Annotated in this window: 15 protein-coding genes; 12 read left to right on the forward strand and 3 right to left on the reverse strand. The window is 74.5% G+C overall.

The genetic code is table 11. The annotated features are described in order from the left end of the window. Nucleotides 1-70 precede the first annotated feature (70 nt). Complete coding sequence (locus V6U82_RS27970) at nucleotides 71-844, reverse strand: SAM-dependent methyltransferase (RefSeq protein ID WP_334466384.1); 774 nt, start codon at nucleotides 842-844, stop codon at nucleotides 71-73. Nucleotides 845-959: 115 nt separating this feature from the next. Here V6U82_RS27970 and V6U82_RS27975 point away from each other — a divergent pair, with 115 nt between their 5' ends. Beyond that, nucleotides 960-1,442, forward strand: a complete 483-nt coding sequence (locus V6U82_RS27975; RefSeq protein WP_128138496.1) for a hypothetical protein — start codon at nucleotides 960-962, stop codon at nucleotides 1,440-1,442. Here the strand turns inward: V6U82_RS27975 and V6U82_RS27980 are convergent. Both V6U82_RS27980 and V6U82_RS27985 read right to left on the reverse strand, forming a co-directional pair. Continuing rightward, nucleotides 1,415-3,790 (reverse strand): glycoside hydrolase family 65 protein, encoded by a 2,376-nt coding sequence (locus V6U82_RS27980; protein WP_334466388.1) that lies wholly within the window; start codon nucleotides 3,788-3,790, stop codon nucleotides 1,415-1,417. The genes V6U82_RS27975 and V6U82_RS27980 overlap by 28 nt on opposite strands. 109 nt (nucleotides 3,791-3,899) lie before the next feature. Continuing rightward, entirely contained in the window at nucleotides 3,900-4,676 is a 777-nt protein-coding gene (locus V6U82_RS27985; protein ID WP_334466391.1) for a prepilin peptidase, read from the reverse strand. Nucleotides 4,677-5,235: 559 nt separating this feature from the next. Here V6U82_RS27985 and V6U82_RS27990 point away from each other — a divergent pair. The 11 genes from V6U82_RS27990 to V6U82_RS28040 all read left to right on the forward strand — a co-directional run bounded on the left by V6U82_RS27990 (nucleotide 5,236) and on the right by V6U82_RS28040 (nucleotide 13,206). Then, nucleotides 5,236-5,802 carry a hypothetical protein gene (locus tag V6U82_RS27990; RefSeq protein WP_334466394.1) on the forward strand — a complete coding sequence of 189 codons (567 nt, stop codon included), beginning with the start codon at nucleotides 5,236-5,238 and terminating at the stop codon, nucleotides 5,800-5,802. Then, nucleotides 5,796-6,749: a hypothetical protein gene (locus V6U82_RS27995; RefSeq protein WP_334466397.1), complete on the forward strand. Its 954-nt coding sequence runs from the start codon at nucleotides 5,796-5,798 to the stop codon at nucleotides 6,747-6,749. The genes V6U82_RS27990 and V6U82_RS27995 overlap by 7 nt, the downstream gene beginning before the upstream one ends. Further along, the gene (locus tag V6U82_RS28000; RefSeq protein WP_128137032.1) at nucleotides 6,746-7,414 is read left to right on the forward strand and encodes an SAF domain-containing protein; all 669 of its coding nucleotides are present in this window, start codon (nucleotides 6,746-6,748) and stop codon (nucleotides 7,412-7,414) included. The genes V6U82_RS27995 and V6U82_RS28000 overlap by 4 nt, the downstream gene beginning before the upstream one ends. After that, complete coding sequence (locus V6U82_RS28005; RefSeq protein WP_334466402.1) at nucleotides 7,414-8,247, forward strand: ParA family protein; 834 nt, start codon at nucleotides 7,414-7,416, stop codon at nucleotides 8,245-8,247. Before V6U82_RS28000 ends, V6U82_RS28005 begins: the two co-directional genes overlap by 1 nt. Next, a complete protein-coding gene (locus V6U82_RS28010) occupies nucleotides 8,237-9,778 on the forward strand; it encodes a CpaF family protein (RefSeq protein WP_334466406.1) in 1,542 nt (513 codons plus the stop codon). Before V6U82_RS28005 ends, V6U82_RS28010 begins: the two co-directional genes overlap by 11 nt. Next, the gene (locus V6U82_RS28015) at nucleotides 9,721-10,674 is read left to right on the forward strand and encodes a type II secretion system F family protein (protein WP_442933476.1); all 954 of its coding nucleotides are present in this window, start codon (nucleotides 9,721-9,723) and stop codon (nucleotides 10,672-10,674) included. The genes V6U82_RS28010 and V6U82_RS28015 overlap by 58 nt, the downstream gene beginning before the upstream one ends. A 73-nt stretch (nucleotides 10,675-10,747) precedes the next feature. Next, on the forward strand, nucleotides 10,748-11,593 hold the full coding sequence (locus V6U82_RS28020) for a type II secretion system F family protein (RefSeq protein WP_334466502.1): 846 nt from the start codon (nucleotides 10,748-10,750) through the stop codon (nucleotides 11,591-11,593). A 23-nt stretch (nucleotides 11,594-11,616) separates the two neighbouring features. Beyond that, nucleotides 11,617-11,826: a hypothetical protein gene (locus V6U82_RS28025; protein WP_013283462.1), complete on the forward strand. Its 210-nt coding sequence runs from the start codon at nucleotides 11,617-11,619 to the stop codon at nucleotides 11,824-11,826. After that, nucleotides 11,826-12,308 (forward strand): TadE family protein, encoded by a 483-nt coding sequence (locus V6U82_RS28030; protein ID WP_334466411.1) that lies wholly within the window; start codon nucleotides 11,826-11,828, stop codon nucleotides 12,306-12,308. Before V6U82_RS28025 ends, V6U82_RS28030 begins: the two co-directional genes overlap by 1 nt. After that, nucleotides 12,305-12,778 carry a TadE/TadG family type IV pilus assembly protein gene (locus tag V6U82_RS28035; RefSeq protein ID WP_128136582.1) on the forward strand — a complete coding sequence of 158 codons (474 nt, stop codon included), beginning with the start codon at nucleotides 12,305-12,307 and terminating at the stop codon, nucleotides 12,776-12,778. The genes V6U82_RS28030 and V6U82_RS28035 overlap by 4 nt, the downstream gene beginning before the upstream one ends. Beyond that, nucleotides 12,775-13,206, forward strand: coding sequence for a pilus assembly protein TadG-related protein (locus V6U82_RS28040; RefSeq protein ID WP_128136583.1), 432 nt, complete (start codon nucleotides 12,775-12,777; stop codon nucleotides 13,204-13,206). The genes V6U82_RS28035 and V6U82_RS28040 overlap by 4 nt, the downstream gene beginning before the upstream one ends. The last annotated feature ends 14 nt before the right edge of the window (nucleotides 13,207-13,220 follow it).

The following is a 13,220-nucleotide window of genomic DNA, read 5'->3' on the forward strand; positions in this document are numbered from 1 at the left end:
CCGAGACCTCTACCGACGCCTCGAAACCCCACCCCAGCCACTTGACGCGTCATAGGAGCGTCGACTGCGGTCAGCGGCGGACGCCCACCCCGCCGTAGCCGTGCGACACCGCGGCCTGCGGTTCCCCGTCGGGCCGCCAGTCCGCCACCTTCACCAGGCCCGGTTCGACCAGCTCGTACCCGTCGAGGAACCGGGCCACCTCGTCGCGGCTGCGGGGCACCAGCGGGGAGCTGCTGCGACGGTAGATCGCCGTGCCCTGCTCGGTGGGCAGCGCCGGCAGTCCGTCCAGGGTGAGGTGGGACAGCGCGAGCACACTGCCCGGCACCGTGGCGTCACGCAGCTTCGCCACCGCCGCGTACGGGTCGTCTGCGTCCGGCACGAAATGCAGCACCGCGAGCAGCAGCACCGCGACCGGCTCGCTCAGGTCGATGGTGGCCCGCAGCGTCGGGTCGGCCAGCAGCTCGTCGGGGCGCCGCAGGTCGCCCTGGAGCACGACGGTGCGGCCGTCCACGGGCAGCAACCGCCGGGCGTACGCGACCGCCACCTCGTCGTGGTCGACGTAGACCACCCGGGCGTCGGGGCGGATCGCGCGGACCACCTCGTGCACGTTGCCCTGGGTCGGCAGGCCGGCGCCGATGTCGAGGAACTGGCGTACGCCCTGCTCGGCCGCCCAGCGCACGACCCGGCGCAGGAACGCGCGGTTGCTCTGCGCGGCGACGCCGGTGTCCGGGAAGATCTTCAGGATCTCCTCGGCGGCGGCCCGGTCGGCGGCGAAGTTGTGGCAGCCGCCGAGGTAGTAGTCGTACATCCGGGCGACATTGGGTCGGTTCTCAGCCTCCGTCACCCCTCGATGTCTAGCACTCTGGGCGACACACCGCTGACCCGTCGTGTCGACGATCCGGCCGATCCCGGTCTTCACCTGGTACGACGGTGGGACACACCGGCGCAAGGAGGTTCCGATGACAGGTGGACGGGAGACAGTGGAGGTCGAGCCGGTGGTGTTCCGCGCCGTCTACGACTCGCCCGCGTCACTGCCCGGGCGGCACCGGTGGACCACCCCGGAGGCGGACGTGCGACGGCTGGAGAAGCTGCTGAACATGCCCGCGCGCAGCATCGGCGCGCCGCTGTGGGTCAGTGGCGACGAGCCGGACTGCCCGAAGTGCGGGCGGCGGGTCACCTGGTACGACATCGTCTCGTCCGCGCTGCACGGCGTGCACGACCACACGATGATCGCGCGGGTGATCCTCGGCGAGCGCAAGTACGTGAACACCGAGGTGCCGGACGCGATCCCCGGTGTCCACTGTGCCGACTGCCGCACCCCGATCACCGGGCTGCGGAGCTTCAAGTGCCACAACTGGGCGTACGCGTTCGAGGCGCTGGAGGAGGTCGTCGCCCGGATGTCCGGACTGCCGGTTCAGTCGTCGCCGCCGGCCGCCTCCTGAGCGCGCCGTTCCGGACGGCGGCCGGGTGGGGCCTGCGGCTCGGGGCCGGGATCGGGCACCGGCGGCATCGGCCGGGTGACCGGCCCGTCGCCGGTGACCCGGAGCTGTTCGCCGTGGTGCCACAGCTCCACCGCGTCACCAGGCCCGGCGTCCGGCAGCTCGTAGCGGGCCTCCCGCCCGGTGAGCGTGACCCGCAGCCGGTGCCCGTGCCGGCGCAGGTGGAACACCAGCCGGGTGATCGGCCCGGGTAGGCGCGGCTCGAACGCGAGCACGCCCCGGTCGTCGCGCAGCCCGCCGAAGCCCTGCGCCACCACCAGCCAGGCGCCGGCCAGGGACGCCAGGTGCAGCCCGTCGGCGGTCTTGTCGCCCAGGTCGGCGAGGTCCTGGAACGCCGTCTCGGCGAACAGGTCGTACGCCAGGTCGAGGTGCCCGACCTCGGCGGCGAGGATCGCCTGCGCGGACGCCGACAGCGACGAGTCCCGGACGGTCCGCGCCTCGTAGTAGGCGACGTTGCGCGTCTTCTCCTCGGCGGTGAACTCCCCCGGGCAGCGCAGCATGGCCAGCACCAGGTCGGCCTGCTTGACCACCTGCTTGCGGTACAGCTCCAGGTAGGGGAAGTGCAGCAGCAGCGGGTAGTCGTCCTCGCCGGTGCCGGCGAAGTCCCACTCCGGCTGCGCGGTGAATCCGGCCGACTGCTCGTGCACGCCGCGCTTGCCGTCGTACGGGACGAACATCGCGTCGGCGGCGGCCCGCCACCCGGCCACCTCGGCGGCGTCGACGCCGAGCCGCGCGGCCACCTCCGGGCACTGTGCCGCAGCGTCGGCGGCGCCGCGCAGGTTGCGCCGGGCCATCAGGTTGGTGAAGACGTTGTCGTCGACCAGCGCGGAGTACTCGTCCGGGCCGGTGACGCCGGTCAGGTGGAACGCGCCGCCGTCGTCGAAGTGGCCGTATCCGTGCCACAGCCGGGCGGTCTCGATCAGCACCTCGGCGCCGCACTCGGCGAGGAACGCGGTGTCACCGGTGGCCGCCACGTACCGCAGCACCGCGTCGGCGATGTCCGCGTTGACGTGCAGGCCCGCGCTGCCGGCCGGCCAGTAGCCGGAGCACTCCCGGCCGCTGAGCGTCCGCCACGGGTACGTGGCGCCGGTCAGGCGCAGCTCGGCCGCGCGCTCACGGGCCTCGGGCAGGTGGGCGTGCCGCCAGCGCAGCGCCGAGCGGGCCAGTTCCGGCGCCAGGTACGTCAGCACCGGCAGCACGTAGCCCTCGGTGTCCCAGAGCACGTGCCCGTCGTAGCCGTTGCCGGTCAGCCCCTTGGCCGGGATGGTCCGGTCGCCGTCGGCGCGGCCGGACTGGAGCAGGTGGAACACCGAGAACCGCACCGCGAGTTGCAGCTCCGGGTCGCCGTCCAGCTCGACGTCGGCGGTGGCCCATGCCGCGTCGAGCGCGGCGCGCTGCTCGGCCAGCAGGGTGTCGAACCCGTCGGCCCGGGCGGTGTCCGCCTCCGCGACGACCAGGTCGGCCAGTTCATCGGCCGGGGTGCCGTCGACGTCGGCGCACTCGTAGGCGGCGAACCGGGTGACCCGGATGCGCTCGCCGGGGCGTACCGGGCCGGACAGCGCCAGCCGGAACCGGTCGGCTGTCAGTTCGGTGTCGGTGGTGATCTCGTCGGGCGCCTCGACCCGGTGCGCGACGGCGACGGCGACCCGCTGGCCGCTGCGCCCGGTCCGGTGCACGAGCACACCGTCGAGGCCGTCGTCGCGACGGATCTCGCCGGTGAGCGGGTCGTGGATCACCGAGGCGGCCCGGGGGTCGTCGGCGCGTTCCGGCACCCGCTGGTTGGCGAGCAGGTCGGCGCCGACCCGCAGCCGGACCGGCTCGTCCAGCGGCTCGACCGCCCAGTCGACGGCGGCGACCGGGCGCCGGGTCAGCGAGACCAGGCGGGTGCTGCGGATGCGTACGCCCCGGCCGCCCGGCGAGACCCACTCGGTCTCCCGGCGTACCACTCCGGCGCGCAGGTCCAGCTCCTGGTGGTGCCGCCGGATCGTGCCGGTCCGCAGGTCCAGCGGCTCGTCGTCGACCCAGAGCCGGATCAGGGCGGCGTTCGGCGCGCTGATCACGGTGTCGCTGCGTTCCGGGAACGCGTACCCGCTCTCCGGGTAGGTCAGCTCGTGCTGCTCGTGGAACCCGTTGAGGTAGCTGCCGGGCATGCCGCAGGGCTCGCCCTCGTCGAGCGTCCCGCGCCAGCCCACCCAGCCGTTGGCGAGCGCGAAGACGGACTCGGTCTCGCCCAGCCGGTCCAGGTCCGCGCTGGTGCGCCGGATCCGCCAACCGTCGTCGCCGTGCGGCACGTGTCCTCCCGAGTCCGAAGCCTGGACCGCCACCGAACCAGACCCGGCTGGGAGGTGGCTGGGACTCCGATACCCGTGGCGGCGCCCGCCCGCACCTGCGGGTGGCCGATCACACGGTGACGAGCACCAGCGCGGCGGCGGTGCCGAGCACCAGGAACGGCCCGAACGGCAGGTGCCCGGACCAGCGGACCCGCCGGGCGGCGAGCAGCACCACCCCGGCCAGTCCGGCGAGGGTCACCGCGAGCACCAGCCCGGCCACCAGCACCGGCCAGCCGTACCAGCCGAGCAGCGCGCCCGCGCCGAGCGCCAGCTTGGCGTCGCCGAGGCCGAAGCCGCGCCGCCCGAGCAGCAGCGTGGTGGCGGCGAACCCGCCGCCGAGCACCAGCCCGGCCAGGACCGCGCGGATCCACGGGTCCGTGCCCGGGCCGGTCAGCGCGGCCACCCCGAGCAGCGCCCACGTACCGGCCGCCGCCGGCCAGGTGAGCCGGTCGGGCAGGCGGTGCGCCAGCGCGTCCACGATCGTCATCGGCACCGCCCAGACCAGCCACCACGCCAGTGCCAGGCGCGCGGCGGGCGCGCCGCCGGTGAACACCGGCACCGCCACCGCGAGCAGCAGCGCCACCTCCACCACTGCCGGCGCCGCGCCGACCCGGGCCCGGCAGGCCGGGCAGCGGGCGGCGGGGCCGAGCGCCGGCAGCGGCCGGTCCAGCGCGATCGGGGCGCCGCAGCCGTCGCACCCCGTCCGGTCCGGAGACCCCGGCGGTACGGCGTAGCGCGCCACCGCCAGCCGGAGCAGGGGTACGACCGTCAGGGCGGCGACCAGCCGGGTACTCGGACGGCGGGCATCGGCCACCGGTCCGGTACGCCGTACCCGTTCAGCCGTCATGCCGGATCCCCCGTCCGGTCGCCGTGCGTTCCACCGTGGAGCACGCAGAGTGATTTCTCCTTCGCGCGGATGCGACGACCGAGGCGTGCCGGGGCGTCTGATGCGACGCGGCGGCGGCCGGGGCGAGCCACGGCGTGAACCCCGGCGAACCGGCGGGACGGATCGGACGAGCGGCACGCTCCCCACCCATACCGGCGGTCCGTCGCGACCACCGCGGCGCGTACGGGTGAGCACACGCCCGCCGGCCCGGAGCCCCGCCGAGGCCCACTCGTCATCGTGGCGACACACACCGGCCACCACCTCCCGTCTTCACTCACCGTGTTCACGTGAATTACCTCTGTTGCATCGGCGGACGTGAGCCTATGCTCGCCCCTTGGGTACGACGCAACCCCCGATCAATTGGCGTCGGAGGCACCAGGGCACAAAATCCGCATCGATCAGTACAGATCAATACAAGTGGCGGCGACGGGGGCCCGGAGTGACAGTTCCGGGCGCGCTTCCGCATGCCCGGAGCGGGTCGGCGTGATCGCCCCGGGCCGGCACCGAGGAGGGATCGGCGTTGCGCACACGGCAATCCCGCCGATGGGAAATCGTCCTGCTCAGCGTTGTGCTGGTGGTCGGCTCGGCCGGCTGCGGCACCGAGCCGGAGGCGGCCACCCGTCCGCTGACCGGTCGTGCCGCCGCACCCGCCGCCCATTCCAGCGCCGAGGAGGACGCCGCCGGAAAAGCGGCCCTGGCCGCCTATTCCGGCTATCTCGACGCGTCCCGGGCAGCCAGTGCGCGCAGCGATCCGTCCCATCCCGCTCTGACCCGTTTTCTGGCTGATCCGCTGCTGACCCGGGTGCGAATGGCGATTCTCGACGCGAAGGAGCACGGCGCGATGCGTACCGGGAAACTGCTCTCCGACCCCGAGGTCGTGTCGGTCGACCTGGCCGCCCGCCCGCCCACCGTCGAGATCCAGGACTGCCTGGACGCGAGCGGATACCGGCTCGTCTACGCCAAGAACCGCAAGGCCGTACCCGGCACCCGTGGCGGGCGCTACCTGGCCACCGCCACAGCGGTCCGTTTCCCGGACGGCCGATGGCTGGTCAACGGCGGCGCCGCGCACCAGGACCAGCCGTGCTGACCTGGGGAGGAAGGGGTGTCCCGGCCCGTCCGACCCGGGCCGGGACGCCCCGCCGGCTGCTGCTCGCCGCCGGCCTGGCCGCGCTGCTGACGCTCACCGGCGCACCCGCCCGCGCCGCCGACCCGGGCGGCTCCTGCCCGCCGGAACAGACCGACTGCGACGTCTGGGACGACGACCCCGGCATCCCCGGTGGACCAGGCGGACCGGGCGGCGGCGGGGACAACGGCGGCGGAGGCGGCAACGGCGGCGGCACGCCCAAGTGCCAGTGGAACGGCCGGGCCATCGCCTGCTACCACCCGGTTCTCGGCTGGTTCAACAACGCCGACGGCTGCTACTACAAGCTCGAGGAGCCGCAGGGCCAGGCGCCTCCCGGCCAACAGTGGTACCAGCTCACCTGCAACGGCGGCGACCTCGGCAGCATCCGTCGAGCGCTTCTCGACGCCCCGCCGCCCGGCTACGGCGCGCCGCCGGACCCGGAGGAACTCGCCCGCCGCGCGCTGGCCTCGATCTCGCTGCTCCCGCCCCGGGCCGCCGTGGCGCCCCGGCGCAGCCAGGGCCCCGGCCTCGTCGGGCTGCCCGTCTGGATGTGGGCCAGCCCGGGCGAGGCCTACTTCGGGCCGCTGTCCGCGTCCGCCTCCGACCGGGGGCTGACCGTGGAGATCACCGCGAAGGTGGACCGGATCGTCTGGCACATGTCCGACGACATCGACGTCACCTGCGACGGGCCGGGCACGCCGTACCGGGCGAACGGGCCGAGGGCCGGCTCCACCTCGCCGGACTGCGGCCTCGACCAGGGCTATCCGAAGGCCGGCACCTACGAGGTGAGCGCCACGACGTTCTGGACCGTCGAGTGGTCCGGCGGCGGCGAGAGCGGCGTCATCGCCCAGAGCCGGTCCAGCGGCGTCGTCCCGGTACAGATCAACGAGCTTCAGGTGGTGACCCGATGAGCGTCGTGGCAGCCCGCAACGGAACCCCGGTGGAGGCACCGGTCGCGCCGCCGAAGGTGGTCCGGCAGCGACGCGTCCGCCCCGGCCTGCTCGGCCTGGCGGTCCTGCTGATCGCGCTCGGCGGGCTGGGCGCGGCGTTCGCGGTCACCTCGGTCCGCTCCACCGGCACGTACCTGGCCGTGGCCCGGCCGGTCGACGTGGGACAGCAGCTCACCGCCGACGACCTGGTGCCGGTACGCGTCTCCGGCGGGCGGGAACTCCAGCCGGTGTCCGCCGACCGGATGGACGAGGTCCTCGGGCTGCGGGCGGCCGTCCGGCTCACCCCGGGCACGCTGCTCACCCCGGCCCAGCTCACCGAGGCCCCGCTGCTCGGCGCCGGGCAGCAGCAGATCGCGCTGGGGCTCGAACCCGAGCAGGTGCCGGCCCGCAAGCTGCACCCCGGCGACAAGGTGCTGCTGGTCAGCACGCCCTCGAACGCGACCGGCGGCGGCTCCGACGCGTCCCGTGGCGGCGGCACCCGGTTCGAGGGCACCGTGATCGACACCGCCGCGCCGCAGAACGGTGACGTGGTGGTCTACCTGGCGCTGGCCGTACGGGACGTGCCGGCCGTCGTGGCGCTCGCCGCCGACGACCGGATCGCGCTCGTGCTCACCGAGGCGGCCTGATGGCGATCATCGCCCTGGTCTCGGCGAAGGGATCACCGGGTGTCACCACCGCCGCGCTCGCCGCCGCGCTGAGCTGGCACCGGCGGCTCGTGCTGGCCGAGTGCGACCCGGCGGGCGGCTCGATCCTCGCCGGGTACCTCGGCGGGGCGCTGGACGGCCCGCGCGGCATCGGCGAGCTGGCGGTGGGTGAGCTGCGCGACGGCAGCCTGGAACACGCGTTCTGGTCCCAGCTGGTCGACCTGGACGCGCCCCGCCGCGAACGGCTGCTGCTGCCAGGGGTGGTGGACCCGGCCCAGGCCGGCAGCGTGATCCCGCTCTGGCAGCGCTTCGCCGACTACTTCACCGGGCTGGAACGGGGCGAACCGCCGTACGACGTGCTGGTCGACTGCGGCCGGCTGGCGGTCGGCGGTCCACCGTGGCCGCTGCTGCGGGCCGCCGCGGTGGTGCTGCTGGTCACACGCGCACACCTGCCCGACCTCTCCGCCACCCGGGCCACCGCCCGCGCGATCGAGCGGGATCTCACCGAGCACCGCGTACCGCCCGGCACGCTGCGCCTGCTCGTGATCGGGGACGGGCACGGCACCAGCGAGATCAGCAAGGCGCTGCGGCTGCCGGTGATCGCCCGCCTGCCGCACGACCCGCGTACCGCCGAGGTGCTCGCCCACGGCGGCACCGTACGGGCGAACCGGCCGCTGATGCGCGCGGCCGGCGCCCTGGAGGTACCGGTACGGGCGCTGCTGGACCGGCGTCGCGCCCGGCTGGCCTGGCCCGGGGCGACCACACCGCGCGCGGTGACCGCGCCGAGCGTGCCGGGGGTGTCCGGTGCGGTTTGAGCCGGTCTCCCACGACCCGCGCGCGCAGCAGCCGGGCGTCGTCTCGACGGTCCCGCCGCTGGCCCCGCCGAACGGGCGGCACCACGTCCCCGGCCCGGTGCCCGCCGCGCCGGCGGCCCCACCGCCACGCCCCCGCGTCGACTTCGCGGTGGTCCGCGAGCTGCGCCGGGAGCTGAGCGAACGGCTCACCCAGTGGCAGCGCGGACGCGAGTTCGACGCCGACGCCGAGGAGGTCGAGCGCGCCCGGCTGGCGGTCGCCGTGGTGTCCGCGTACGCCGACTCGGTACGCCGGGCCGGCACGCCGATGGCCGCCGACGCGGAACGGGTGCTGCTCGACCAGGTCACCGCCGAACTCGTCGGGCTGGGCCGCCTCCAGACGCTGCTCGTCGACGACAGCATCGAGGAGGTGCACATCCTCGGCTGCGACCAGGTGCGCATCACCCGGCACGGCGGCGGCGTCGACTGGGCCGAGCCGATCGCCGAGACCGACGACGAGCTGGTGGAGATCCTTCAGGCGGCGGCCCGCCGGGCCGGGGCCACCGAGCGGTCGCTGTCCACGTCGAAGCCCACGCTCGACCTGCAACTACCGGACGGCAGCCGGCTCGCCGCGGTGTTCCTGGTCAGCCACCGCCCGTACGCGGTGATCCGCAAGCACAACACGCTCGAGGTCAGCCTGGAGGACATCGCGGGCGGCCGGCCCGACCTGGACGAGATGATCGACCCGCTGCTGCGCGACTTCCTCCGCGCGTCCATGCGGGCCGGGCTGAACATCATGGTCGCCGGGCTCGCCGGGGCCGGGAAGACCACTGTGATCCGCGCGCTGATGGACGAGATCCCGGCCGACGAGCCGTACGTGCTGTTGGAGGAGAGCCGGGAACTCCTGCCGGCCCGGCGCGGGCACAAACACCGTGCGGTGATGAGCTTCGAGTCCCGGGAGGGGCACGGCGAGCGCGGCGCGGACGGGCGGCCGGCGGGTGAGGTCAGCATCGCCGACCTGATCCCGGTGTCGCTGCGCATGGGCGTGCTGCGGATCATCGTCGGCGAGGTGCGGTCCCGGGAGATCGTGCCGATGCTCCAGGCGATGACCACGAGCCGCGGGTCGATGTGCACCATCCACGCGCGCACCCCCTCGGGGGTGAGCGAACGCATCATCGAGCTGGCGCTGTCGCACGGCCGGGAGATGACGGTCGACCAGGCCCGCCGGATGGCCGGCAACGCGCTCGACCTGATCGTCTACGTCACGGTCGAGGACGAGACCGCGATCGGCGGGCGCAAGCACCGGTTCGTCTCGCACGTCGAGGAGGTCATCGGCGTCGGCGAGGGCAACCGGATCACCACGACGACCGTCTTCGGCCCTGGTCCGGACGGCCGTGCGGTCCCTCGCCACCTGCCCGAACGCATCCGCGACCAGTTGCTGCGCGTCGGCTACGACGCCCGCCTGCTCACCCGGTTCGTCGAAACCGGTGTGGGCGCGTGGCGGCGGCCCCGGCACACCCGCCTCGGCGCGCGGCCGAGCGGAGGCCCGGCGTGACGCAGATCGAACTGATCGCCCTGGTCTCCGGCGCGGCCTGCGTGGCCGGGCTGGTGCTGACAGTCGTCGCGCTCGTCGGCACCCGCCGCCCGCCCGGTCCGGCACCCGGTACCGGGCCGGGCCTGAGCCGCCTCTGGACCGGTTCCGGCGCGAGCCGCGCCGACCAGCGCCGCTACCAGCTCCTGCTCGGCGCCGCGGTGGTCGCCGGGGCGGCGGCGTTCCTGCTCACCGGACTGCCGGTGGTCGGCCTGCTGGTGGCGCTCGCGGTGCCGGGCGTGCCGTGGCTGTTCGCGGTCGGCCGGGCCGAGCAGCGGGCCATCGCCCGGGTCGAAGCCGTAGGCGAGTGGACCCGCCGGCTCAAGGACATCTCCGCCACCGGCCAGGGACTCCAGCAGGCGATCATCGGCACCATCGCCACCGCGCCGGAGGAGATCCAGGAGGAGGTACGCACGCTCGCCGCCCGCCTCCAGGCCGGCTGGCTGGCCCGCTCCGCGCTGCTCGCCTTCGCCGACGAGATCGCCGACCCGGTCGCCGACCAGGTGGTGGCCGCGCTGATCCTGCACCTCACCGACCGGGGCGAGCGCCTCGGCGACGTGCTCGGGTCGATCGCCACCGCCGCCTCGGCCGAGGTGGCGACCCGGCGCGAGGTCGAGGCGAAACGCACCCAGCCCCGGTTCGCGGTCCGCTTCCTCACCGGCATGACGCTGGCGACGCTCGCGTACGGGCTGGTGAACAGCGACTACATCCGTCCGTACGGGACGGTGACGGGTCAGCTCGTGATGGCGGTGCTCGGCGCGGCGTTCGTCGGGCTGCTGGTCTGGGTGCGCTCGATGAGCCAGCCGCCCCGGCCCGCGCGGTTCCTGCCGGCGCCCGACCCGGAGGAGGCGATCGCGTGAGCGCGAGGAGCGAGCTTGCGAGCCCCGCAGTCGCGAACGAAAGGCGGGCACCGTGAGCGTCCTCAACTGGCAGATGGCGATCGCGGTGCTCGGCGGGTGCGCGGTCGGGCTCGGGCTGTTCCTGGTCGTCCGCGAGGCGCTGCCGGCCACCCCGGCGCTCGGCCCGGCGCTGCGCCGGCTGCACCAGCCGCCCGGCCAGGCCCCGGCCGCCGGCGCCGGGCCGGACTGGCTCGGCGGGTTCGCCCGCTGGCTGCGCCCGCCGCACCGGCAGCTCGCCCTGCTCGACCGCACCCCCGAGCAGTACGCCCTGTCCGTGCTGCTCTCAGCGCTCGTCGGGTTCGCCGCCCCGGCGGTCGCCTCGGCGGTGCTCTTCGTCGGCGGGGTGGCGCTGCCGGTGGCCGTACCGGTGGTGGCCAGCCTGGGCCTGGCGCTCGGCGCCGGACTGCTCGCGCACCGCGCGGTCCTGGCCAAGGCGGACGCCGCCCGGGACGAGTTCCGGCAGGCGGTCTGCACCTACCTCGACCTGGTGGCGTTGCAACTGTCCGCCGCGCACGGCCCGGTGCAGTCGCTGGAGCGCGCGGCGGCTGTCTGCGACGGCTGGGTCTTCGACCGGATCCGGGAGGCGCTGCGGCTCGCCCAGCTCCAGATGCACTCGCCCTGGGACGAGTTGCAGGAGCTGGCCGAGCGGATCGGCATCCCGGAGCTGGGTGACGTGGGCGCCATCATGCGCTCCTCCGGCAGCGAGGGCGCCCAGGTGCACGAGACGTTGCGGTCCCGCGCCGACTCGCTGCGCGACCAGATCCGCACCGACAACCTGGCCCGGGCCGAGGGGGTCACCAGCAAGTTGGACATCCCCGGCTCACTGCTGGTGTTCGTCCTGCTCGGCTTCGCCGTCTATCCGTTCCTCGCCCGCCTGTGAACCCACCCGAGAAGGAGACGACCATGCACCTCTACGCCTACCTGTACGTGGCGGTGAGCACCCGCCTCGCCGAGCTGCGCCGGGACTCCGAGCGCGGCGACAGTCCGGTGCCGACCGCGGTGATCATCTTCGGCCTGGTCGCGGTGGCCATGGCGGTCACCGGGCTCGCCCTGGCCAAGGCGAACAACTGGATGAACGCCATCCCGAACAACACGGCGCCGCAGGCCCCGTGATGCCGCGCCCCGCCCGTACGGTCCGGAGCCGGCCGGCGTCTGCCGGCCGGCCCGCCGGTCCGCCCGGTCCGGGGCGGATCGCCGCTGCCCTGCGCGCCCGCCTGGCCGAGGGTGAGCGGGGCGCCAACCCGGTCGAGCTGGCCGTGGTGATGCCGGTGATCCTGGTGATGCTGTTCGGCTCGATCCAGGTCGCCGTCTGGTTCGTGGCCCGGTCCACCGCGCTGAACGCCGCGCAGACCGCCGTGAACGCCCAGCGCACGATCGACGCCGGGCCGGACGCCGGACGGCAGCGGGCGATCAGCTTCCTGCAACAGTCCGGGGACTGGCTGGTCGGCTGGGAGCAGACCGGCCCGACCTGCGTCGAGAGCGCCACCGGCGTCACCTGCACGGTGCAGGGACGCTCCCTGTCGGTCATCCCGGGCGTCTCGTTCGAGGTCACGCAGACCGCGCACGGCCCGGCCGAACGCTGGACCACCGGATGAGCGCCGGGCCGCGGCGGGACCGGGGTTCCGTCTCGATCGAGGTGGCGGTGCTCGCGCCCGCCTTCATCGGGCTGATGGTGCTGGCCGGCGTGGCCGGGCGGACCGCCGTCGCGGACGAGGCGGTGGAGTCGGCCGCCCACGACGCCGCCCGGGCCGCCTCGCTGGCCCGCAACGCCGACGACGGTGCGGAGGCCGCCGAGGAGGCGGCCCATGACCAGCTCGGCTGGGCGGGGCTGAACTGCACGGGCCCACCCCAGATCGATCTCGCGGGCTCGGTGGCCGGGACGACGACGAGCTTCGCCGCCGCGTACCAGAGCGCCGCAGGCGTGCCGGCGACCGTGACTGTCACGGTGACCTGCACCGTCTCCTTCGACGACCTGAGCGCGCCCGGCCTGCCCGGCGTGCCGGGCGGCAAGACCGTCTCGGCGAGATTCACCTCGCCGCTGGACACCTATCGGAGCCGCGGATGACCGGGCGGCGCGAGGCGGAGAACGGCCGGGTGAGCCTGTTCCTGGCCGTGGCGATGACCGGCGTACTCGCGATCATCGGCCTCGCCTACGACGGCGCCGGTCAACTGCGCACGCTCCAGCGCGCGGACAACCTGGCCGCCGAGGCGGCCCGCGCCGGCGGCCAGATGATCGACCGGGCGCGGGCCATCGAGGGCGGCCCGAAGCGGATCGACCAGGTCGCCGCCCGCGCCGCGGTCGCCGCCTACCTGGACGCCGCGGGCGGCGTCCAGGACCACGAGGTCGACTTCCCCGTGGTCGGCACCGAGACCCAGATCCGGGTGAGCGTGCAGATCACCTACAGCCGGGACCTGCTGAGTCTGTTCGGCGCACAGAAGACCGCCACCGTCACCGGTGAGGCCACCGCTCGGGCGCTCACCGGACCACCGTAGGAAGGGAAGGCCGC

The sequence above is a fragment of the Micromonospora sp. CPCC 205554 genome (genome assembly GCF_036902745.1).
Taxonomy (GTDB): Bacteria; Actinomycetota; Actinomycetes; order Mycobacteriales; family Micromonosporaceae; genus Micromonospora; species Micromonospora tulbaghiae.

Bases quoted from the DNA above. Each gene is read 5' to 3' on its own strand.
- V6U82_RS28005 (WP_334466402.1), top strand. From the start codon at position 7,414: ATGGCGATCATCGCCCTGGTCTCGGCGAAGGGATCACCGGGTGTCACC.
- V6U82_RS28020 (WP_334466502.1), top strand. From the start codon at position 10,748: ATGGCGATCGCGGTGCTCGGCGGGTGCGCGGTCGGGCTCGGGCTGTTC.
- V6U82_RS28000 (WP_128137032.1), top strand. From the start codon at position 6,746: ATGAGCGTCGTGGCAGCCCGCAACGGAACCCCGGTGGAGGCACCGGTC.
- V6U82_RS28030 (WP_334466411.1), top strand. From the start codon at position 11,826: ATGCCGCGCCCCGCCCGTACGGTCCGGAGCCGGCCGGCGTCTGCCGGC.
- V6U82_RS27985 (WP_334466391.1), bottom strand. From the start codon at position 4,676: ATGACGGCTGAACGGGTACGGCGTACCGGACCGGTGGCCGATGCCCGC.
- V6U82_RS28040 (WP_128136583.1), top strand. From the start codon at position 12,775: ATGACCGGGCGGCGCGAGGCGGAGAACGGCCGGGTGAGCCTGTTCCTG.
- V6U82_RS28025 (WP_013283462.1), top strand. From the start codon at position 11,617: ATGCACCTCTACGCCTACCTGTACGTGGCGGTGAGCACCCGCCTCGCC.
- V6U82_RS27975 (WP_128138496.1), top strand. From the start codon at position 960: ATGACAGGTGGACGGGAGACAGTGGAGGTCGAGCCGGTGGTGTTCCGC.
- V6U82_RS28035 (WP_128136582.1), top strand. From the start codon at position 12,305: ATGAGCGCCGGGCCGCGGCGGGACCGGGGTTCCGTCTCGATCGAGGTG.